Annotated in this window: 19 protein-coding genes; 12 read left to right on the top strand and 7 right to left on the bottom strand. The window is 58.8% G+C overall.

The features are described from left to right. Positions 1-44 precede the first annotated feature (44 nt). Entirely contained in the window at positions 45-581 is a 537-nt protein-coding gene (locus BOP96_RS13425) for a hypothetical protein (RefSeq protein WP_019820397.1), read from the top strand. Between the two features lie 70 nt (positions 582-651). Here the strand turns inward: BOP96_RS13425 and BOP96_RS13420 are convergent, their stop codons facing one another. Continuing rightward, positions 652-1572 carry a DUF808 domain-containing protein gene (locus BOP96_RS13420; RefSeq protein ID WP_014717722.1) on the bottom strand — a complete coding sequence of 307 codons (921 nt, stop codon included), beginning with the start codon at positions 1570-1572 and terminating at the stop codon, positions 652-654. 134 nt (positions 1573-1706) lie between these two features. On the opposite strand from BOP96_RS13420, the gene BOP96_RS13415 reads away from it, so the two are divergent. Together BOP96_RS13415 and BOP96_RS13410 are read left to right on the top strand one after the other, a co-directional pair. After that, positions 1707-2312 (top strand): TetR/AcrR family transcriptional regulator, encoded by a 606-nt coding sequence (locus BOP96_RS13415; protein ID WP_014717721.1) that lies wholly within the window; start codon positions 1707-1709, stop codon positions 2310-2312. A gap of 203 nt (positions 2313-2515) precedes the next feature. Then, positions 2516-2974: an REP-associated tyrosine transposase gene (locus tag BOP96_RS13410; RefSeq protein WP_014717720.1), complete on the top strand. Its 459-nt coding sequence runs from the start codon at positions 2516-2518 to the stop codon at positions 2972-2974. A gap of 131 nt (positions 2975-3105) precedes the next feature. Here BOP96_RS13410 and BOP96_RS13405 read toward each other — a convergent pair whose 3' ends face one another. Then, positions 3106-3546: a GlcG/HbpS family heme-binding protein gene (locus BOP96_RS13405; RefSeq protein WP_014717719.1), complete on the bottom strand. Its 441-nt coding sequence runs from the start codon at positions 3544-3546 to the stop codon at positions 3106-3108. A gap of 256 nt (positions 3547-3802) precedes the next feature. Between BOP96_RS13405 and gcl the strand changes: the two genes are divergently transcribed. From gcl to BOP96_RS13360, 9 genes are all read left to right on the top strand, one after another. Then, on the top strand, positions 3803-5578 hold the full coding sequence (gcl, locus tag BOP96_RS13400) for a glyoxylate carboligase (RefSeq protein WP_003189987.1): 1776 nt from the start codon (positions 3803-3805) through the stop codon (positions 5576-5578). A 10-nt stretch (positions 5579-5588) separates the two neighbouring features. Further along, positions 5589-6371 carry a hydroxypyruvate isomerase gene (hyi, locus tag BOP96_RS13395; protein ID WP_014717718.1) on the top strand — a complete coding sequence of 261 codons (783 nt, stop codon included), beginning with the start codon at positions 5589-5591 and terminating at the stop codon, positions 6369-6371. Between the two features lie 128 nt (positions 6372-6499). After that, on the top strand, positions 6500-7390 hold the full coding sequence (locus BOP96_RS13390; RefSeq protein WP_020302585.1) for a 2-hydroxy-3-oxopropionate reductase: 891 nt from the start codon (positions 6500-6502) through the stop codon (positions 7388-7390). Positions 7391-7566: 176 nt separating this feature from the next. After that, complete coding sequence (locus BOP96_RS13385; protein WP_073453053.1) at positions 7567-8847, top strand: glycerate kinase type-2 family protein; 1281 nt, start codon at positions 7567-7569, stop codon at positions 8845-8847. Continuing rightward, on the top strand, positions 8837-10252 hold the full coding sequence (gene pyk / locus BOP96_RS13380) for a pyruvate kinase (protein WP_073453051.1): 1416 nt from the start codon (positions 8837-8839) through the stop codon (positions 10250-10252). Before BOP96_RS13385 ends, pyk begins: the two co-directional genes overlap by 11 nt. A gap of 131 nt (positions 10253-10383) precedes the next feature. After that, positions 10384-11259, top strand: a complete 876-nt coding sequence (locus tag BOP96_RS13375; RefSeq protein WP_038449570.1) for an urea transporter — start codon at positions 10384-10386, stop codon at positions 11257-11259. A 31-nt stretch (positions 11260-11290) separates the two neighbouring features. After that, the gene (locus tag BOP96_RS13370) at positions 11291-12115 is read left to right on the top strand and encodes an ion transporter (protein ID WP_019820385.1); all 825 of its coding nucleotides are present in this window, start codon (positions 11291-11293) and stop codon (positions 12113-12115) included. A gap of 93 nt (positions 12116-12208) precedes the next feature. Continuing rightward, positions 12209-13210, top strand: a complete 1002-nt coding sequence (locus tag BOP96_RS13365; RefSeq protein ID WP_014717712.1) for a sulfate ABC transporter substrate-binding protein — start codon at positions 12209-12211, stop codon at positions 13208-13210. Between the two features lie 251 nt (positions 13211-13461). Next, positions 13462-14667, top strand: a complete 1206-nt coding sequence (locus BOP96_RS13360) for an MFS transporter (protein WP_073453049.1) — start codon at positions 13462-13464, stop codon at positions 14665-14667. A gap of 118 nt (positions 14668-14785) precedes the next feature. On the opposite strand, the gene BOP96_RS30515 is transcribed toward BOP96_RS13360, so the two are convergent. The 5 genes from BOP96_RS30515 to phnN form a co-directional block, all read right to left on the bottom strand. Beyond that, complete coding sequence (locus BOP96_RS30515; protein ID WP_238346841.1) at positions 14786-15463, bottom strand: M10 family metallopeptidase C-terminal domain-containing protein; 678 nt, start codon at positions 15461-15463, stop codon at positions 14786-14788. After that, on the bottom strand, positions 15426-16034 hold the full coding sequence (locus BOP96_RS30510) for a hypothetical protein (RefSeq protein ID WP_238346840.1): 609 nt from the start codon (positions 16032-16034) through the stop codon (positions 15426-15428). The genes BOP96_RS30515 and BOP96_RS30510 overlap by 38 nt, the downstream gene beginning before the upstream one ends. A 687-nt stretch (positions 16035-16721) precedes the next feature. After that, positions 16722-18188: a M10 family metallopeptidase C-terminal domain-containing protein gene (locus tag BOP96_RS30765; protein ID WP_272949434.1), complete on the bottom strand. Its 1467-nt coding sequence runs from the start codon at positions 18186-18188 to the stop codon at positions 16722-16724. A gap of 1569 nt (positions 18189-19757) precedes the next feature. After that, the gene (locus BOP96_RS13345) at positions 19758-21323 is read right to left on the bottom strand and encodes a M57 family metalloprotease (protein WP_073453045.1); all 1566 of its coding nucleotides are present in this window, start codon (positions 21321-21323) and stop codon (positions 19758-19760) included. Positions 21324-21728: 405 nt separating this feature from the next. After that, positions 21729-22295 carry a phosphonate metabolism protein/1,5-bisphosphokinase (PRPP-forming) PhnN gene (phnN, locus tag BOP96_RS13340; RefSeq protein ID WP_073453043.1) on the bottom strand — a complete coding sequence of 189 codons (567 nt, stop codon included), beginning with the start codon at positions 22293-22295 and terminating at the stop codon, positions 21729-21731. Between the last annotated feature and the right edge of the window lie 315 nt (positions 22296-22610).

The following is a 22610-nucleotide window of genomic DNA, read 5'->3' as shown; positions in this document are numbered from 1 at the left end:
GCCGCCGAGGTATTCCTGATTAAACTTCTTCAAAAGGACACATCATGTTCATTCCGAACACCTTGAATTTGGCGGCTGGCTCGATAGACGCCATTGCACAACAGTTTGGTATGCCGAAACTGCAAGCCCCAACCGAAAACACCGGCCGGGCAGCTGGCGATTATCGGACCGTAGACGAAATCACCAAAAACCCCTTGTTCGACAATCTGCTTACACCATTGCCCGCCGATAAAATGCCGACGTCCGCTCACCTGGATCCATTCACAAACCCCTATGCAGCGCGGCTTGAAGAACACAGGATCGACGATTTCTACGATAAGGTTGGAGGCAATTGGAACGATCCCAGCCTCAGCGACAGTGAGCGCGCTGATATCGCCGCGAATGCGGAGCGAGTGCTTGAATATATCGATAGCCTAGGAGGAAACAATTCGACAGTGGGCGACCAAATGATTAACGGGATGAGCAGCGCCTTGCCTCGCTTGTACTATAACAGGCTGACCACTGAGCATCTGACGACCGAGGGTTCCGAGGCAAGGCTTCTACTGAACTTTGCCGATCACGGTTACGATGTCTTTCATTAAGTGAAGCGCTGTTAGCTGAAAAACAAGCAGCGCCGCCTGGCACTGCTTGTTTTGAGAAAGCATGGGCACGTTATGGTTTGGATTTTAAAACAACCCAGAGCTTGGTCACTAAGGTGAGCAATACCAGAACCACCCCACCGGCAATAATCCCCGCCACCGCATTCAGCAACGTCGGCATCAGCCACGCCAGCGCCCCTGTGCTTTGGCTCACCGTCTCGATCCAGTGGTGCACCACGGGCACGCCATGGGTGAGAATGCCACCACCGACCATAAACATCGCCGCCGTGCCGATCACCGACAAGCTCTTCATCATGTACGGCGCCGCACTCAGAATCGCGCCGCCTATACTGCGTGCCACCTGGCCCGGCTTCTGCGTCAGCCACAGCCCCAGGTCGTCGAGCTTGACGATACCAGCCACCAATCCATATACGCCGATGGTCATGACAATGGCGATACCCGACAGCACAATCACCTGCTGTGTGAGCTGCGCGTCGGCGACAATGCCGAGGGTGATGGCAATGATTTCGGCGGACAGAATGAAGTCGGTGCGGATGGCACCCTTGATCTTGTCTTTCTCGAACGCCACCAGATCGGTTGCCGGATCGGCCACCGCTTCAGCCAACTGCGCGTGTTCGGCTTGATCTTCAGCCTTGCTGTGCAGGAATTTGTGCGCGAGTTTTTCGAAGCCCTCGAAACACAGATAGGCACCGCCAAGCATCAACAGTGGTATCACCGCCCACGGAGCAAAGGCGCTGATCAACAGGGCCGTCGGCACCAGGATCAACTTGTTGATAAACGAGCCCTTGGCCACCGCCCACACCACGGGAATTTCCCGCTCAGCCCGCACGCCGGAGACCTGCTGGGCGTTCAGTGCAAGGTCATCGCCCAGCACGCCCGATGTCTTCTTGGCGGCCATTTTTGTCATCAGCGCGACGTCATCGAGTACCGCCGCGATATCGTCGATCAACACCAACAAGCTGCTTCCTGCCATGAACCGAACTTCCGTTAGAGAGAGATGGCGCGAGCATAGCGCGGCGCAAGGCGTTGCGGGCAGATTGTTGAGGCTTGCGGATGGCCGGTGCTACCATGCGCAACCGCCTGTCATGGCAAGGAAACGTCTGGTTTATGAGCAGCATTCGCGAGCGCAACAAAGAAAAAATCCTGCGGGCGGCGAGCGAGGAGTTTGCCGACAAGGGCTTCGCCGCGACCAAAACCAGCGACATCGCCGCCAAGGCCGGGCTGCCCAAGCCCAACGTCTATTACTACTTCAAATCCAAGGACAACCTTTACCGCGAGGTGCTCGAAAGCATTATCGAGCCGATCCTGGCCGCCTCCACGCCGTTCAACCCCGAAGGCGAGCCCAAGGAAGTATTGAGCAACTACATCCGCTCCAAAATCCGCATCTCCCGCGACCTGCCGTTTGCCTCCAAGGTGTTCGCCAGCGAAATCATGCACGGCGCCCCACACCTGAGCACCGACCAGGTTGAACAGCTCAATGCCCAGGCCAAGCATAATATCGACTGCATCCAGAGCTGGGTTGACCGTGGCCTGATCGCAGCAATTGACCCCAACCACCTGATGTTCAGCATCTGGGCAGCCACCCAGACCTATGCCGATTTCGACTGGCAGATCTCGGCGGTAACCGGCAAGGCCAAGCTGGATGAGGCCGATTATGAGGCGGCGGCGCAGACGATCATTCGGTTGGTGCTCAAGGGGTGTGAGCCGGATTGATAGACCGCGCAGAGGCTATCGCAGGCAAGCCAGCTCCCACACGGATTTGCGCGGGACACAAAATGTAAATTGGTCATAATCCCCTGTGGGAGCGGGCTTGCCCGCGATAGCGCCCATCCAGACACATCCTGCTAAAAGCCTGCCGATCAGCCTTCGCCCCTCAGTCTAGCCTCTCAGAACACCATCTGAAGAGAGGCCAAGGAATGCCTGATCTACCTGCTTCAAAACGCCTGCGCATCGGCCGCTATAACGAATCCAACCGCATTTACCTGCTCACCACCAACACCCTTGAACGTGAGCCCATCTTCAGCGACTTCAGACTTGGCCGTCTGGTCGTACACCAATTCAGAATCGTTCAATATAAAGGGCTCGCAACCTCATTGGCCTGGGTAGTAATGCCTGATCATTTCCATTGGCTTGTTGCTCTGGAGAAAGGTTCGCTTGCCGACTTGATGCGACAAGTGAAGTCCAAGAGCACCCGAATTGTGAATGCGGTGGCTGGCCGCCAAGGTCGCCTCTGGCAGCCGGGCTTTCATGATCATGCCGTGCGTCGAGAGGAAAGCCTTGAGGGGATTGCACGCTACATCGTAGCTAATCCACTCAGGGCTGGGCTGGTAAAGAAGTTTGGCGACTATCCGCTGTGGGATGCTATTTGGGTTTGACTGTAGACCGAGTCGACTGCATCGCAGGCAAGCCAGCTCCCACACTGATTGGATTCACACAGTTGGATTTGTGAACACCGCCAATGTGGGAGCTGGCTTGCCTGCGATAGCTTACTCACAGTCAGAACGATTCAAGCCGACACCCCCGCATCCGCCATCAACCCCACCCCCTCTATCGCCGTGATCGCACACTGCTCGTCAATATCGGACGTGTCCCCGCTGATCCCAATTGCGCCGAGCACCATGCCACTCTGATCCCGAATCAACACCCCACCCGGTGCCGGCACGACGCTGCCGTGACCCAGACTGTTCAACGCCGCGATAAACGCCGGGCGCTGTTGGGCGTCCAGTGCCAGCAAACGTGAACCCTTGCCCAGGGCAATGGCGCCCCAGGCTTTGCCGATGGCGATTTGCGGGCGTAGCAGGCTGGCGCCGTCTTCGCGTTGCAGGGTGACCAGATGGCCGCCGCTGTCGAGCACGGCGATGGTCAGTGGCGCAGCCGAAATGGTGCGGCCTGCAGTAAGGGCCTGGGTGGCCAGTTGGGTGGCGAGTTTCAAGGTTAAAGCGCTCATAGGTGCCGTCCTTATCTTGTTATGGGTAACGCGGTGAGGTCTGTTTGATCAGATGCTCGATGATACAAATAGAACACAATGATATTTGTTTTTGTATACAATATTTTCCAACAAAGGCTCCATACGTCGAAAAAAGCGCTTCCGACGAACGCAAAGGTCAGTTTACGAAAGGCATTGACCAACGCCGCTCGCCGTGAATACACTTTGGACAGACACCACTTGTATACAATTACAAAACGCAAGAGGCACCAAAACCATGAGCAAAATGAGAGCAATCGAAGCCGCCGTCCTGGTGATGCGCCGTGAAGGTGTGGATACCGCCTTCGGTATCCCAGGCGCCGCGATCAACCCGCTGTATTCGGCCTTGCAGAAGGTGGGTGGCATCGATCACGTCCTTGCTCGCCACGTTGAAGGCGCCTCGCACATGGCCGAGGGCTACACCCGCACCAAGGCCGGCAATATCGGCGTGTGCATCGGCACATCGGGCCCGGCGGGTACCGACATGGTCACCGGCCTGTATAGCGCCTCGGCCGACTCGATCCCGATCCTGTGCATTACCGGCCAAGCCCCCCGCGCCCGGATGCACAAGGAAGACTTCCAGGCCGTGGACATCACCAGCATCGTCAAGCCAGTGACCAAGTGGGCAACCACGGTGCTGGAACCCGGCCAAGTGCCTTACGCGTTCCAGAAGGCCTTTTATGAAATGCGCTCCGGCCGCCCTGGCCCGGTGTTGATCGACCTGCCGTTCGACGTACAGATGGCCGAGATCGAATTCGACATCGACGCCTACCAGCCGCTGCCCCTGGCCAAGCCGCTGGCGACCCGTGTGCAAGTGGAAAAAGCCCTGGCTCTGCTCGACGCAGCCGAACGCCCATTGCTGGTGAGCGGTGGTGGCGTGATCAACGCCGACGCCAGCGAGCTGCTGGTGGAGTTCGCTGAGCTGACCGGCATCCCGGTGATCCCGACCCTGATGGGCTGGGGCACGATCCCGGACGACCACCCGCTGATGGTGGGCATGGTCGGCCTGCAAACCTCGCACCGCTACGGCAACGCGACGATGCTCAAGTCGGACGTGGTGCTGGGCATCGGCAACCGCTGGGCCAACCGTCACACCGGTTCGGTCGAGGTGTACACCGAGGGCCGTAAATTCATTCACGTCGACATCGAACCGACCCAGATTGGCCGCGTGTTCACGCCGGACCTTGGCATCGTTTCTGACGCCGGCTCCGCGCTGACGATGTTCATTGAAGTGGCCCGCGAGTGGAAAGCCGCCGGCAAGCTCAAGGACCGCAGTGCCTGGTTGCATGACTGCCAACAGCGCAAGGCCACCCTGCACCGCAAGACTCACTTCGACAATGTGCCGGTCAAGCCGCAACGCGTGTACGAAGAGATGAACCAGGTGTTCGGAAAAGACACCTGCTACGTCAGCACCATCGGCCTGTCGCAGATTGCCGGCGCGCAATTCTTGCATGTGTACAAGCCCCGCCACTGGATCAACTGCGGGCAGGCCGGCCCATTGGGCTGGACCATTCCCGCAGCGCTGGGCGTGGTCAAGGCCGACCCGAGCCGCAAAGTGGTGGCCTTGTCGGGCGACTATGACTTCCAGTTCATGATCGAAGAACTGGCGGTGGGCGCGCAGTTCAAGCTGCCGTACATCCATGTGGTAGTGAACAACTCTTACCTGGGCCTGATCCGTCAGGCCCAGCGTGGGTTCGAGATGGACTACTGCGTGCAGCTGTCCTTCGACAACCTCAACGCCCCCGAACTCAACGGCTACGGCGTCGACCATGTGGCGGTTGCCGAGGGCTTGGGCTGCAAGGCTCTGCGTGTGTTCGAGCCAGGCCAGATCCAACCTGCCTTGCGCCGCGCCCAAGAGATGATCGAAGAATTCAAGGTGCCCGTGATCGTTGAGATTATTCTGGAACGGGTGACCAATATTTCCATGGGCACCGAGATCAACGCCGTCAATGAATTCGAAGATCTGGCCCTGGTCGGCAACGATGCGCCGACTGCCATTTCCCTGCTCGATTAAGGAGAACCCTATGCCGCGCTTTGCTGCCAACCTGTCCATGTTGTTTACCGAACAGGATTTCCTTGCCCGCTTCAAAGCGGCTGCCGATGCCGGTTTCCAGGGCGTGGAGTACCTGTTCCCGTATGAATTCAGCTCTGCCGATATCAAGGCGCAGCTGGACGCCAACGGCCTGACCCAGGTGCTGTTCAACCTGCCAGCCGGTGACTGGGCCAAGGGCGAGCGCGGCCTGGCTTGCCACCCGGACCGGGTCGAGGAGTTCCGTGCCGGGGTCAAACTGGCGATCGCCTATGCCCAGGTCTTGGGCAACACCCAGGTCAACTGCCTGGCGGGTATCCGGCCACAAGGCGTTGATGACGAGACCGTAGAAAAGACCTTCGTCGCCAACCTCAAGTACGCCGCCGAGAAGCTGCAGGCGGCGGGTATCAAGCTGGTGATGGAGATGATCAACACCCGCGACATTCCGGGCTTCTACCTCAACAACACGGCGCAGGCCCTGTCGATTCGCGAGCAAGTGGGCAGCGCCAACCTGTTCCTGCAATACGACATCTACCACATGCAAATCATGGAAGGCGACCTGGCGCGGACCATGGCGGCGCACCTGGGCGAGATCAACCACATCCAACTGGCGGACAACCCAGGGCGCAACGAGCCAGGTACCGGTGAGATCAACTACCGCTTCCTGTTCGAGCATCTGGACCGCATTGGTTACGCGGGTTGGGTCGGCTGTGAGTACAAGCCGTTGACCACTACCGAGGCGGGTTTGGGCTGGCTCAAAACCCATAACGCCATCTGACAACTGACACAACACAAAACACTGTGGGAGCTGGCTTGCCAGCGATGCGGACACCTCGCTGTATCAGGCATACCCAGGTGATGCCATCGCAGGCAAGCCAGCTCCCACATTAAACGAGGATTTTGATCATGGCTAAAATCGGATTCATCGGCACCGGCATCATGGGCCAACCCATGGCCGCCAACCTGCAGAAAGCAGGCCATCAACTGTTTCTCTCCGAACATCACGGCAAGGCTCCGGCTGAACTGATCAGCGCCGGCGCCGTGGCGCTGGCCAACCCGCAACAAGTGGCCCAGGAAGCCGAGTTCATCATCGTCATGGTGCCCGACACCCCTCAAGTCGATGACGTGCTGTTTCGCGCCGACGGCGTGGCTGCGGGCCTGTCACCGAACAAGGTGGTGATCGACATGAGCTCGATCTCCCCTACTGCGACCAAAGCATTCGCCGCCAAGGTCAACCAGGCCGGCGCGCAGTACCTGGACGCACCGGTGTCCGGTGGTGAAGTCGGTGCCAAGGCCGGCACCTTGAGCATCATGGTCGGCGGCGAACCGCACACGTTCGAACGCGCGTTGCCGCTGTTCCAGAGCATGGGCAAAAACATCACCCTGGTAGGCGGCAATGGCGATGGCCAGACCGCCAAGGTGGCCAACCAGATCATCGTCGCGCTGAACATCCAGGCGGTGGCCGAAGCGTTGTTGTTCGCCTCCAAAAACGGCGCCGACCCGGCCAAAGTGCGTGAAGCGCTGATGGGTGGCTTTGCATCGTCGAAGATCCTGGAAGTGCACGGCGAGCGCATGATCAAGGGCACCTTCGATCCGGGTTTCCGCATCAACCTGCACCAGAAGGACCTGAACCTGGCGCTGGCCGGTGCCAAGGAACTGGGGATCAACCTGCCGAACACCGCCGGCACCCAGCAAGTGTTCAGCACCTGCACGGCAATTGGCGGCGGCAACTGGGACCACTCGGCGCTGATCAAGGGCCTGGAGCATATGGCGAACTTCTCGATTCGCGAAAAATAACCCACACCGCTGATCGTTCCCACGCTCCGCGTGGGAATGCCTCTTGTGACGCTCCGCGTCACGCTTTGGGCGCAGAGCGTCCCGGACTGCATTCCCACGCAGAGCGTGGGAACGATCGCAGAGCGTGGGAACGATCGCTGCACCTCTAATAACAAGAATCCCCCGGGAGCCCGCTTATGTCGGTCGATCCGCAACACCTGCTTCGCGAGCTGTTTGCCACAGCCATCGACGCCGCCCACCCCCGGCAAGTCCTTGAACCCTACCTGCCTGCCGACCGCAGTGGCCGTGTGATCGTGATCGGAGCCGGCAAAGCCGCAGCCGCCATGGCACTGGTCGTCGAAGACTGTTGGCAGGGCGAGGTCTCGGGCCTGGTGGTCACCCGCTACGGCCATGGCGCGCCATGCAAAAAAATCGAAGTGGTCGAAGCCGCCCATCCGGTGCCGGATGCGGCCGGCCTGGCCGTGGCCCAGCGCGTGCTGGAACTGATCAGCCATCTGGGTGAAGACGACCGCGTGATCTTCCTGCTCTCCGGCGGTGGCTCGGCTCTACTCGCCCTGCCCGCCGAGGGCATCACCCTGGCGGACAAGCAAGCCATCAACAAAGCCCTGCTTAAATCCGGCGCCACCATTGGCGAGATGAATTGCGTGCGCAAGCACCTCTCGGCGATCAAGGGCGGTCGCTTGGCCAAGGCTGCGTGGCCGGCCACGGTGTACACCTACGCGATCTCCGATGTACCGGGCGACCAGGCCACGGTGATTGCCTCGGGCCCGACCGTCGGTGACCCGAGCACCTCACAACAGGCCCTGGCGATCCTCAAGCGTTACCACATCGACGCCCCCGCTTCGGTGCGCAGTTGGTTGCAGAACCCGACCTCGGAAACCGTCAAGCCCGGCGACCCGGTGCTTGCCCGCAGCCACTTCCAATTGATCGCCCGCCCGCAGCAATCCCTGGAAGCGGTAGCAGTAAAAGTGCGCCAGGCCGGTTTCAGCCCGCTGATCCTCGGTGATCTGGAAGGCGAAGCCCGCGATGTGGCCAAGGTACACGCCGGCATCGCCCGCCAGATCGTGCAGCACGGCCAGCCACTGGCGGCGCCGTGCGTGATCCTTTCGGGGGGCGAAACCACCGTCACCGTACGCGGCGACGGCCGTGGCGGACGCAACGCGGAATTCCTCTTGAGCCTCACCGACAGCCTCAAGGGCCTGCCCGGCGTGTACGCCCTGGCCGGCGATACCGATGGCATCGACGGTTCAGAAGACAACGCCGGCGCGATCACGACCCCCTGCAGCTACCGCCGTGCCGAAGCCCTGGGCCTGTCGGCCAGTGATGAGCTGGACAACAACAACGGCTACGGCTATTTCGCCGCCCTGGGCGACTTGATCGTCACCGAGCCGACGCGCACCAACGTCAACGACTTCCGCGCCATCCTGATCCTTGAGACTGCCAACCATGACGCCTGACAAGAAGGTCAAAATCCTCGCCACTCTGGGCCCGGCCACCGACGGTATCGATGACATCCGCGAGCTGGTGGAGGCCGGGGTAAATATCTTCCGCCTCAACTTCAGCCACGGTGACCACGCCGACCATGCCCAGCGCTACCAGTGGATTCGCCAGGTCGAGCGCCAGCTCAACTACCCGCTCGGCATCCTCATGGACCTGCAAGGGCCGAAGCTGCGGGTGGGACGCTTTGCCGAAGGCAAGGTGCAGCTCGTACGCGGCCAGGCCCTGCGCCTGGACCTGGATGAAACTTTGGGGGACCAACGCCGGGTCAACCTGCCCCACCCGGAAATCATCGCGGCCCTGGAGCCGGGCATGGACCTGCTGCTCGACGACGGCAAGCTGCGCCTGCGCGTGGTCACCAAGCATGCCGACGCCATCGACACCACCGTGCTCAATGGCGGCGAACTGTCTGACCGTAAAGGTGTGAACGTCCCACAAGCGCTGTTGGAACTGAGCCCACTCACCGCCAAGGACCGCCGCGACCTGAGCTTCGGCCTGGAGCTGGGTGTGGACTGGGTGGCGCTGTCGTTTGTGCAGCGCCCGGAAGACATCCGCGAAGCCCGCGAGCTGATTGGTGATAAGGCGTTTTTGATGGCCAAGATCGAAAAGCCGTCAGCGGTGCAACGGCTGCGCGAAATCGCCGAACTGAGCGACGCGATCATGGTGGCCCGGGGTGATTTGGGCGTGGAAGTACCGGCCGAGAGCGTGCCGCAGATCCAGAAAGACATCATCAGCACCTGCCGCCAACTGGGTAAGCCGGTGGTGGTGGCCACGCAGATGCTCGAATCCATGCGCTTCTCGCCAGCACCCACCCGCGCCGAAGTCACCGATGTCGCCAATGCGGTGGCTGAAGGTGCGGACGCGGTGATGCTGTCGGCGGAAACCGCCTCGGGCGAGTACCCGCTGGAAGCGGTGCAGATGATGAGCAAGATCATCCGCCAGGTGGAAAACGGCCCAGACTACCAGGCACAGTTGGATGTCAGCCGGCCCAAGGCAGATGCCACGGTGTCGGACGCCATCAGCTGCGCGATCCGCCGCATCAGCAGCATCCTGCCGGTAGCGGTGCTGGTGAACTACAGCGAGTCTGGCAGTTCCAGCTTGCGGGCGGCGCGGGAACGGCCCGTGGCGCCGATTCTCAACCTCACGCCCAACCTGTCCACGGCGCGACGCCTGAGCGTGGCGTGGGGCGTGCACTCGGTAGTCAATGATCGGCTGCGCCAGGTGGATGAGGTGTGTTCCACCGCGCTGGAAATTGCCCAGGCCCAGGGCATGGCGCAGCGTGGCGATACCTTGGTGATTACCGCAGGGGTGCCGTTCGGGCAGCCGGGGTCCACCAATTCGCTGCGTATAGAGACGCTGATTTAGCGCCTGTCAGGGCCTCATCGCGGGCAAGCCCGGCTCCCACATTTGATCGAGTTTGCATGTCGAACATCAATCAAATGTGGGAGCTGGCTTGCCTGCGAGGAGGGCAACTCGGTCTTATTGACTCAACCCAAATGCACAACCCAACCTGCCCCGACTGGGCCGAAGCCCTGCTCAACGGCTTCAGCCAAATCTTCCTGCAGCGCCACCCGCTGTGCGGCCTGCTGTGCCTGCTGGCGATCCTGATCGGCGCCCCGGCGTTGCTCGGCGGTGCCTTGCTGGGAGGTGTCGCGGGGTTGCTCACGGCCCAGCGCCGGGGGTATCCCAAGGCCGAGCGCCAGGCCGGGCTGTATAGCTACAACGGCGTATTGCTGGGCCTGTTGATCAGCCAGCACTTTGCCTGGTCGGCGCTGGTGCCGCCGCTGATCCTGGCGTGCGGCGGCTTGAGTGCCATCCTCACCCGGCACTGGTTGAAACACGCGACCCAACCCCTGGATTTGCCAGCGTACACCGCGCCCTTTGTTGGGCTGGGCTGGTTGCTGCTCGGCCAGGTCCCGCAGAACACCCTTGCGCTGAGCGAGCCCGACACTGTCGCTATACTGGCCGCGCCCTTCACCGGCCTTGGGCAAATCATGCTGCTGGACCAGCCCCTGGCGGGTGTGCTGATCGCCTTGGGCTTGCTGCTGGCCGACCGTCGCGCCGTCGCGTGGGCCTTGGGCGGCGCCACTCTCGGCATGCTGGCCGGCCTGTGGTTGAACGACGCCACTGGCGCTCTGCTCGGCCTGCACAGCTATAACCCCGCGCTGGCCGCCCTGGCCCTGTGCTCGTCGCGTCGCCAGCCTTGGTTGCCGCTGCTGGGTATCGGCCTGGCCATCCTGCTCACCCCAGGCTTCGCCGCCCTGCACCTGCCCGCGCTGACCGCGCCGTTTATCCTCGCGTGCTGGCTGGTGCGCGCCGGTCAGCGAATGCTGCACAAGCCTCACATGGACAGCCCGTACGAATCGCCCTAGGCTTGCTCGATATTCGTTTCAGGCAGGGTTTATGGACAGCAACAACGACTGGCGCCAGCGCCTCTACATCATGGTGTTCCAAAGCGACACCGTCGCCGGGCGGCGCTTTGACGGCATCCTGCTGCTGATCATCCTCGCCAGCCTGGTGATCGTGATGCTCGACAGCATCGACACAATCCATCAGAACTACGCCGACCTGCTGGCCTATATCGAGTGGGGCTTCACGCTGATCTTCGCCATCGAGTACGGCCTGCGCCTGTATTGCTCGCCCAAGCCGCTACGCTATGCCTTCAGCTTTTATGGCTTGGTGGACCTGCTCGCCATCGTCCCCGGCATCCTCGCGCTGTACTACAGCGACGCCCAGTATCTGCTGATCATCCGCATCATCCGCATGCTGCGCATCTTCCGCGTGCTCAAGCTCAGCCCGTATCTCAAGCAGGCCAACTACCTGATGGCGGCGCTGCGCGGCAGCAAGCAGAAGATCGTGGTGTTCCTGGTCAGCGTGTGCACCCTGGTGACGGTGTTCGGCACGTTGATGTACGTGATCGAAGGCCCGGAACATGGCTTTACCAGTATCCCCAAGGGCATCTACTGGGCGATCGTCACCCTGACCACCGTGGGCTTCGGCGATATCGTGCCCAAGACGCCCCTGGGCCAGGTTATTTCATCGCTGGTGATGATCACCGGTTACTCGATCATCGCCGTGCCGACGGGTATTTTTACCGCTGAACTGGCCAGTGCCATGCGCGGCGAACAGCTGCATACCGACTGCCCAGTGTGCAAGAAGGACAGCCATGAACCCAACGCCGCGTTTTGTGCGCGCTGTGGCAGCAATCTGTTTCGCAAACTGGAATAAGCAAAGTTCTTTTTAATCTTTAAAGCTCTATGAAGGCCCGGCTATAGTCGCTGGCAAATTGCCTCCCTCTTCTCGAACAACAAGGAATGAGCAGTGAAAAAAATCCTCAGCGCCTCCCTACTGGCCGCCGGCCTGGCCCTGGCGGGCTCCGCCCAGGCAGCGACCACCCTGCTCAACGTCTCCTACGACGTGATGCGCGATTTCTACAAGGACTACAACGCCGCCTTCCAGAAGCATTGGGCAGCCGAGCACCCGGACGACAAGCTGACGTTGCAGATGTCCTTCGGCGGCTCCAGCAAACAGGCGCGCTCGGTGATCGACGGCCTGCCCGCCGACGTGATCACCATGAACATGGCCACCGACATCAATGCCCTGGTCGATAACGGCAAGCTGGTGCCGGACAACTGGGTGACACGCCTGCCGAATAACAGTGCGCCATTCACCTCAGCCACAGTCTTTATCGTGCGCAAAGGCAACCCCAAGGCGTTGAAAGACTGGCCCGACCTGCTCAAGGATGGCGTGCAAGTGATCGTGCCCAACCCGAAGACCTCGGGCAACGGCCGCTACACCTACCTGTCGGCCTGGGGCTACGTGTTGAAGAACGGCGGCGATGAAGACAAGGCCAAGACCTTCGTTGGAAAGTTATTCAAGCAAGCGCCTGTGCTGGACACCGGTGGCCGCGCCGCCACCACCACCTTCATGACCAACCAGATTGGCGACGTGTTGGTGACCTTTGAAAACGAAGCGGAAATGATCGCCCGTGAGTTTGGCCGTGATCAGTTCGAAGTGGTCTACCCAAGCGTCTCCGCCGAAGCCGAACCGCCGGTGTCGGTGGTGGATAAAGTGGTCGAGAAAAAAGGCACCCGTGCGGTGGCTGAGGACTACCTCAAGTATCTGTGGTCGCCCGAAGGCCAGGAAATTGCGGCGAACAATTACCTGCGCCCACGGGACCCTAAGGTGCTGGCCAAGTACACCGACCGGTTCCCCAAGGTGGACTTCCTGTCGGTGGAGAAGACCTTCGGCGACTGGCGCACAGTGCAAAAGACCCATTTCAATGATGGCGGGGTGTTTGACCAGATCTACTCTGGCCAATAATCCATCTGACTGAATCAACTCGGTCAAACCTGTGGGAGCTGGCTTGCCTGCGAAAGCGATCTATCAGTCATATTTCTGGTGACTGGTGCACCGCCATCGCAGGCAAGCCAGCTCCCACTTTTTTGCGTAGGGCAGATGTGTCTGAATGTATCATCAGCCCGCATAAGTGATATCACCACAAGCAGCCTACTCACTTGCGAGCCTTGTCTTTACTCTCTCACGCCATCGTCCTTCGCCTTTATGAGTACACCATGAACACAACCTCTCACGCTGCAGGCACCATGACCCGGGGCATGGTCATGCTGTTCGCGTTTTGCTGCGGCGCCATTGTCGCCAACATCTACTACGCGCAACCGATCATCGAGCTGATTGCCCCGGACATTGGCCTGACGCCGGCAATGGCCAGCCTGATCGTGTCCCTCACGCAAATCGGCTATGCCCTGGGCCTGTTTTTCCTGGTGCCTCTGGGCGACCTGCTGGAAAACCGCAAGCTGATGATCGCCACCACCGTCGTGGCGATCGCCAGCCTGCTGGGTGCGGCGTTTATCGAACAGCCAAACCTGTTCCTGCTGGTGTCGCTGCTGATCGGCTTCAGTTCCGTCTCGGTGCAGATCCTGATTCCGCTGGCCGCACACCTGGCGCCGGCCGAGTCCCGGGGCCGGGTGGTCGGCAGCATCATGGGCGGCCTGCTGCTGGGCATCCTGCTGGCACGGCCAGTGTCGAGCGTGGTGGCCGATCACTTCGGCTGGCGTGCGATGTTCATGGCGGCCGCCGCACTGATGGCGTTCATCAGCGTGGTGCTGATGCTGACAATCCCCAAGCGCCAGCCCGATCACAGTGCCAGCTACGGCCAGTTGCTGCGCTCCCTGGGCACCCTGTTGCGTGAACAACCGCTGTTGCGCCAGCGGGCGTTCTACCAGGGTTGCATGTTCGCCGCCTTCAGCCTGTTCTGGACTGCCGTACCACTGGAACTGGCGCGTAACCACGGCCTGAGCCAAAGCGAGATCGCACTGTTTGCCCTGGTCGGTGCACTTGGCGCCATCGCCGCGCCCATGGCCGGTCGCCTGGCCGACGCCGGCCATACCCACCGCGCCTCGTTGCTGGCGATGCTGTTTGGCGCGTTGAGTTTCCTGCCGGCGTTGGTACACCCGCTTTACAGCGTGATCGGCCTGGCAGTCACCGGTGTGGTTCTGGACTTCTGCGTGCAGATGAATATGGTCCTCGGCCAGCGCGCCATCTACGCCCTCGATGCCAACAGCCGCAGCCGCCTGAACGCGCTGTACATGACCAGCATTTTTATCGGCGGTGCGTTCGGTTCAGCGATTGCCAGCAGCGTGTATGAACATGGCGGCTGGTTGGCCGTCATGCTGGTGGGCAGTGCATTTGCGCTGGTTGCGTTGTTGCGTTTCATGAGCGTTGCACGTAAAGCCGCGTTGGCCACCGTCCAAGCGTCCTGACGAGCCCGTGCGCCACTTCAAAACGCACAAAAGGGCGGGACTTAATCAACACGTGAGTAAGTCCCGCCCCCGCCTTGCTTCCAGCAGTGGCGCCCGTCAAAGGCGCGCGATCAAGGCATTAGAGATAACTGCCCTCTTTGATGTTGAGCCCGATGACATCTTCTGGACTGATCATTCGGGTGCTTTTGATCAGGAAGTCGGTCTTGCCATCGCCATCCAGGTCGACCGCCAGCAAGTAACGTCCCGTTTGCGGATTAAACTTGATGATGGTGTCGCCTGCCGCCCCCGTATAGTTCTCGACGAAGTTCAACGCTACCTTGCCGTCGAGCACCATTTGCGACAGGTCGATCTTGTCCTGCCCCGTGTTGAAGTCCAACAACAAGTCGGCATTGGCACGGGTTGAATCGCTAAAGGCGTTGAACTTGAAGGTGTTCCAACCGCCGCCGCCCACCAACGTATCGGCCCCCGCGCCACCGGTGAGCACATTATCCGCACTGTTACCGATGATGCGATCGTTACCATGGCCCCCCACAGCATTTTCGATCACCGTCTTCTCGCCGATCCTGACGTTTTCCTTCAGCCCCCCCACGCTGGAAAACGAACCACCGCGCAAGTTGATGATTTGATCCTGCTTGAAGCCAGAGAAATCAAAGGTATCGTTCCCACGCTCATCCCATACGTTGAAGTCTGGCTTATCGGCCGCGGACGTCAGGGTCGTTTCCGCCTTGCCAGTATTCGAGTTGAATCCATAGGTGGTGTCATCGGTTCTGGTGTCGGGGTTGCTTGGGTTTATCAACGACTGGCAGGGTGTCGATGTTGGGCTTGGGCTTATCAACGACTGGCAGGGTGTCGATGTTGGGCTTGGGCTTATCAACGACTGGCAGGGTGTCGACGTTGGGCTTGGGCTTATCAACGACTGACATGGTGTCGATGTTGGGCTTGGGCTTATCAACGACTGGCAGGGTGCCGACGTTGGGCTTGGGCTTATCAACGACTGGCAGGGTGTCGACGTTGGGCTTGGGCTTATCAACGACTGGCAGGGTGTCGACGCTGGGTTTGGGCTTATCAACGACTGGCAGGGTGTCGACGCTGGGTTTGGGCTTACCACCGACTGGCGTGGTGTCGATGTTGGGCTTGGGCCTATCACTTACTGGCGTGGTGTAGCCACTTGGCCGAGGCTGATCGGCTGCCGGCTTGGTACCGCCGTTTGGCCGGGGCTGATCGGCTGCCGGCTTGGTACCGCCGTTTGGCTGAGACTGATCTGTTGCCCCCTTGGTACCGCCGTTTGGCTGGGGCTGATCGGCTGCCGGCTTGGTACCGCCGTTTGGCCGGGGCTCAGGAGTGGGTTTGGTATTTTCCTCTGCCATCGGATAGCAACGGGCCGTCACCACGTTGCCGGAATGGATGTCTCCAAGTCGAAGCAGCCCCGAGTTTAGACTCAATCCATACATTCGCTGCTGATGAGTGCGTGCCCCTATCAGCGGAGCAGAAAGATTAAGCAATTGAGAGTTTGTTGAGGCTTGTTTGTCGGCTGCTAAGTTCGCGTCGCGATGAAGGAAACTGGCAGCCTCACTTTCAGCTGGATTGCCAGAACGTAGCACCTGAGACGGCTGAGGGGCCGCGTTCGGTGTGGGCACATAATAATTTGCAGCGGGTGTATTTGCATTGATCATAATCACGTTTCTCAGTTAGTTAAAAACAACAACACAACACTTCACACGTAAGTCACCGGTGAATTCCTAGACATCCAACTTCATTAATAGCCATTCAAATCTTTAAGTCGATCAACCTCCCCTTCCGAGCCGCTACGGCCAGTCCGTGCATAACCGCCCACCCATTCAACCATTCACAACCCAAGAAAATTAATTACCCGACAAACCAATCTTTATATAAGTATCACAGCACCCGCTTTACTGACGAACATCAAGCCATTGCTGATTGTTTGCACTTATACACTGCGTAATACATGATTTGATTTTGCAACAGACTCGATTTAAATCGAGCAATCAGCGCGACTTTTTTACTTATAAAAGCAGCACGCTACTTGAACGTATTCAGCGTGCGGCTGCCGGTGAATGGCGCCCGTTCCAAGACCGCGCTGAATACGCCGACTGATCGTTTCGACTGGCAGCTCTCGGCTCGCAAGGATCCGGTTGCCGATCACAGGGATCTGGACGAGGCGTCGGCTCGCGGGTCACCGGCCATGGCCGGGGCTCACGCGGGTTCGGGCGCGGCATGGGCTCACACGGGTCTGGACGTGGCGTCGGTTCGCGGGTCTCCGGGCGTGGCCAAGGGTCACGCGGGTGCGGGCGTGGCGTGGGCTTCCACGGGGCTGGACGTGGCGTCGGCTCGCGGGTCTCCGGGCGTGGCCGAGGGTCACGCGGCTTCGGGCGTGGCGTTGGCTCCCACGGGTCTGGACGTGGCGTCGGCTCGCGGGTCTCAGGCCGTGGCCTGGGTTCACGCGGGGACGGGCGCGGCTTTGGCTCACACAGGTCTGGACGTGGCGTCGGCTCACAAGGCTCTGGCCGTGGCTTCGGCTCACAGCGGTCCGGACTTGGCTTCGGCTCACAAGGGTCTGGCTGTGGCTTCGGCTCACAGCGGTCCGGACTTGGCTTCGGCTCACAAGGGTCTGGCTGTGGCTTCGGCTCACAGCGGTCTGGACTTGGCTTCGGCTCACAAGGGTCTGGCTGTGGCTTCGGCTCACAGCGGTCTGGACTTGGCCTGGGCTCCTCAGGCTTTGGCTCCTTCGGTTTGGGCTCAGGCTTGGTTTTGGGCTCGTCGAATTGAGGCCGCGGCGCAGGCTTGGGGTCTTTCGGTTCAGGGTTTGGCGTAGGGGTATCGCCGTGTGCCACGACATCACCCGCGTTTATCCGGCCGATGCTTTTTACGAACAGGTCAGCCTTGCCGTTGCCCGTCAGGTCCAGGGCCAGACTTCCCTCATTACTGCCCTCGCTGTAACTCATCACAGCCTGGCCGGGTTGACCCGTTAAGCGATCAACGAATTTAAGCGCACTGAGATTGGCCCTTTTCAAAGCCCCGGAGACGTCAATTTTGTCTGCACCACTTTCAAAATCCAGAATTACATCGGGGTTATCCGGCGTGGAATCATTGGCATGGTCATAGACAAAAGTGTCTGCCCCCCCTCCCCCTGACAACCGGTCTGCTCCACCGCCCCCTTTGAGACGATTGGCGACCTGGTTACCTATGAGAGCGTCATCTCCCTTGCCGCCCACCGCGTTTTCCAGTGTGACGCCCTTGGCTATGGAGACATTACCCTTCAACGCACCGACATCCGAAAAAGACTCGGCATTGAGATTGATTTTCTGAGGCTGTGAATACCCAGAGAAATCCAACGTGTCTTTCCCACCACCATCCCACACACAAAAAACAGGGTTGTCATTTGGCGACTTCAAACTAAGCGCTTCACGGTTCGTATTGGAATTAAACCCATAGGTTGTATCGGTATTGCGCGTATTGGTATTCGGCCCATACAGTTTCTGGACAGCCGAGATGTCATCCATCATCGGCGCAGAAGGGTTCAACAATTTGAAGTCGTGGCCTGGCTGGTTTTTTTCTGAATAGTAACTCATCACCGAACGCGCTCGAGTATCCCCTGCATAGACTGCGTCACGCCCATAGTTACCAAAACCATCATAACGCCCCGGGTGTTCCAGGCCGATTGAATGACCTATTTCATGGATAAGCACTCCGCGAAAATAATGACCCAGTGGAGGGTTCGCCCCCGCATTCGCCGTTCCAATATTTACGAAGGTTCGAGTCATGAACTTATCAGGCAGTGAGGCCACTCCCCCCGGTGTTCCGGGCATTTCACTGATATCAACATGACCGTCTGAATGTTGCGGTTTTTCAGTAAATGTAACGTTAGCGACATCCTGCCAGGATTGCAGTGCCTGCCTGACCTGCTCTGCCTGCTGCGGGGTAAAGCCCTTGGAGACGCGAACGGACAAGGTAATTTTGCCGTCACCATTATTATCATGAACCTTGAAACCGTTGCGGGTGATGTGTTTTCCCGCCTGTTCCGTAGTAAACATCGGCTTTTTACTATTGCGTGTATAGGCCCCGGCAGGGCTTTCTGGGCTGATACTGCTATTAAGAGCTGGTTCCTTGGGTATAACAATATTAGGTGTGGATGGTCCTGGCACTCTCATAAACCAACGTCCTCATAAAAATCAGACTCGAGGCTGTAACATCAGCACGTTCGAGATACCGATTCCCGCCCACCAAGAGCAGCAGTAGTTATCGGCACAGCGTTAAATTCGCACACTCCCCTGCCGTACACCAGCGGTGAAATAATTCAACTCGACACACTCTAAAATTTAAAAACACTTTAATCTTATACTTGAAAACTTCCGAAACTCCAGAACAGATAGCACTTTAACCGCAAACATGATAACTCTTTGTTTTGCATGAACATTAAACCTCACAAACACACTTTACATAATTTTTATTGCAAAGCGTTATTCACAATCAGACAACACCCCAATCGCCCAAAAACCTATACCCGACTGGCAACTTTTAACCCGTCCTACACAACAACCCAATGCACAGACGAATAGCAGAGTTCGTATTGAAAGAAAAAACCTGCAGTGCTCATACAACGGCTTTAGTCTGGCCGAGGACGGTCATTGAATGTACTGCAACAACCGATCCGGCTGACGCTCCAAAACTGAAACATGAAAACACACTGCAATACGGCCAGTGTGTGCCTCAACGGGAGTGTTCGACGGTTGAGCAGAGCCTTGCAGGCGCCCTATGAAGCGACGAAGCAGAACGATCACCGAGCGCTGATAGCCCGCTGCAAAGGACACGGCTGAAGGGAGAAAACGTACGGCAGGCAGGCTTGAACGCGGTGATGCGCGCGTCCAAGCCTGGACAGAGGTAACCGGGAGAGCGGCGCTACGGCACAAAGGTGCAAGCGCAATCGTTGGGTTGCAGGGGCTGGCATTCCCAGGCAATCACCGTCAGGAAAAGCTGCAAGCTCAAGGCGGTGAAAGGTACGCGTGTTGTTGGTCAGACGCTGCGATGGCATGCTCTGGGCTGATCAAGGGACTAGCCAATAGCCACCGGACTCACCGGAATATCGACCGCACCTTATTTACAAACCCCTTGAACGATGAAAAAACTTTCTGGATAAACCTTCTCCCCGGCCGGGGCGCCGGGCCGGGGCTTGGCCTCGGCTCTGGCTGTGGGTCAGGGTCAGGCTTGGGATCAGGCTTGGAGTCAGTCGGCTCCGAAATGGGACTGGGAACGGGACTCGGAACGGGTTCCGACACAGGGACAACAGTGGGCCCAGGCGTCGGTGTGACAGTCGGCGCCTCACCGTTCCAGATCACATCCGTCTGCTTGATCTGGCTTTGGCTGGCGATCATCAGATCCGCCGTGCCGTTCCCCGTTGTATCCACAGCCAACGTGGAACGGCCAGTCTTCGAGTCATGACCGAGCACGGCATCTCCCGCTTTTGTGCCGAATTTATCAACGAAATTCAACGACTTGATCCCTGCCTCCTGGAGAACGCCGGTGAGGTCGATCTTGTCGAGCCCGCTTTGGAAGTCCTGAATAACGTCTGGGTTCTGCGGTGTCGAATCGCCGATGCGGTGATACACAAACGTGTCTGCCCCTGCACCGCCGTGCAACTTATCGGCACCCTTGCCGCCCGTAAGGCGATTGTTGCCCTCGTTTCCCGTCAAGGTATCGTTGCCGGCACCGCCGATGGCATTTTCGACAATGACGCCCTTGGCAATCGATACGTTCCCGCGCAAGCCTCCCACGTCCGAAAACGCCTCAGCCTTGAGGTTGATGGTTTGGTTCTGGGTAAACCCGGAGAAATCGAGCGTATCGTTACCGCCGCCATCCCAGACGGTAAAAATCGGCTTGTCACTCCCCTGCTTGAGGCTGTAGACCTCGCGACCGGCATTGGAATTGAAGCCATAGGTAGTGTCGGTATTGCGGGTCTTCGTATTGGCGCCATAGAGCCGCTGTGCTGCCGCGACATCGTCCATCATCGGTGCCGCCGGGCTGCGGCCGGCAAACTTGTGCCCCGGTTGATGGGTCTCGGCCCAATAGCTCATGACACTGCGTGCCTTGGTGTCCTGTGCATATTCGGCACTGCGCTCGTAGTTGAAGCCTTGGCCATTGTATTCACCTGGATGACTGAGCCCCAGGGTATGCCCCAGTTCATGGATCAACAAACCCAGAAAGTGGCTGCCCATGATCGGGTTCTGCCCACCCGAAGTGCCTATATTGGCCTGGACTTTTGCATGCTGACCGAACGGAAAGGTTGCCCAGCCTCCCGATCCGCCAGTCCCCTTGATAGTGATCTTGCCATCGGTGTTTGAGCCATTTTCAACAAATTCGATATTGGCGATATCCGCCCAGTATTGAAGGGCTTGCCTGGCTCGCTCTTTCTGCGCCGCATTGAACCCCCCGGAAAAGTTAACCCCCACCACAACTTTTCCATCTCTATTACTGTCCTTAAACTTCGCATTACTGCGCGTAATATGTTTCGCCGCCTGGTCCGTGGTGAAAGATTTTTTATTATTGGCCCAACGAATAACTTGCTTCTCATCAGGTGAAAAATTGGAGTTCAATGTCTCAGGGGGATGCGACTGGAAAGACTGTCTAACTGGGATATGCATGGCACTTTACTACTCTGAACAGTGAAATGAATCGTCCATGTACAGGAGTTATCGATGCCGACTGTTCCGTAGTCAGCCCGATAAAGCTCCCATATTGAAAACGCCTTCACCATCGCTAATTCTTTGCAAGAAAACCCTATAAACACGACCGCAAAAAATCCGCACACAGTTTATTCAGCGCAGCACAGCCGCCCCTTATCAATCACGCTAAAACCCTGATACTACAGACGTAAAAACGCGCAAAGCGTTAATTTAATCGGGTCGACAGTTAAACTTCAAACATTCAGCAACCCACTCAAACACATCAGAAAAAAATAAGCTCAGTGCCAGGGTTTTATCTGAGACCTGGCCTCATCAGGCACTACATGACGGGGTTGTCCTAACCTACCGGGACTTGGGTCAGGCTCATACGCAATGCCGGTGGTCCAGGCAGCACAGCAAGCGTTCAACGGTGTGCGCCAATGGGCCGGAATTATCCAACACGAACAAACCCGCGCCGTGACCTGCGATCAATTCGGCAGTGAACCGCGCATTGCGCGCCAGGCGTTGCTCGATATCCGCCAACGACTCCCGCCCACGCGCAATCAGACGTTGGCGCAACACCGCTTGGTCCACCGTCAGCAGCAATACCAGCAAGGTCGGATAACGCTCGCGGGTCTGCGCCAGGTGGGCACGGGAGCCGTTGACCAAAACATCGTCGCCGGCGGCCAGCCAATCGTCGATGTCCTTGAAGATGCCGTAGGACAAGCCATTAGCCTGCCAGCTCAAGGCAAATGCACCCTCGGCCTCCATCGCCGCAAACTGCTCGGGGCTCACGCCTTGCGCCGCTTCGCCCACCGCCTCCGCTGACCGCGTGATTACCCGCCGCACCAGGCGACACCCACGCTCGACCAGGCGTGGGCGCGCGGCGTCCAGCAGGCTGTCCTTGCCCGACCCCGATGGCCCGATGAGATAGATCAACCTGCCCGCCATCAAAACACCCTCTTCGCTTGTCTCCAGACCTGTACCGGCGCCTCGGTGTCAGCATTCGGCGCGTCAAGCCATCGTCAGGGCTGGAAAGTATTTCCAGCCAACCTGCCCTTGCAGGCCGGCGGCGGCCACATTACCCGAGTGTGACCTACCGCGCACCACGCTCGGCACGTGCACCAGGCTTTCCGGGCTTACTTGAGTGAGTATGTAAATTTGTAACAACGATACAACATGAAACAAATGCTCGATGGTCGCCCCTACTCACAATCTATAGAAAGCTCAGCACGTTCCTACATGGGAATGTTTTTCATCCTACAG

It is taken from the genome of Pseudomonas sp. FSL W5-0203 (assembly GCF_001896155.1).
Taxonomy (GTDB): Bacteria; Pseudomonadota; Gammaproteobacteria; order Pseudomonadales; family Pseudomonadaceae; genus Aquipseudomonas; species Aquipseudomonas paracarnis.
This window is presented reverse-complemented; position numbering and strand designations above follow the sequence as displayed.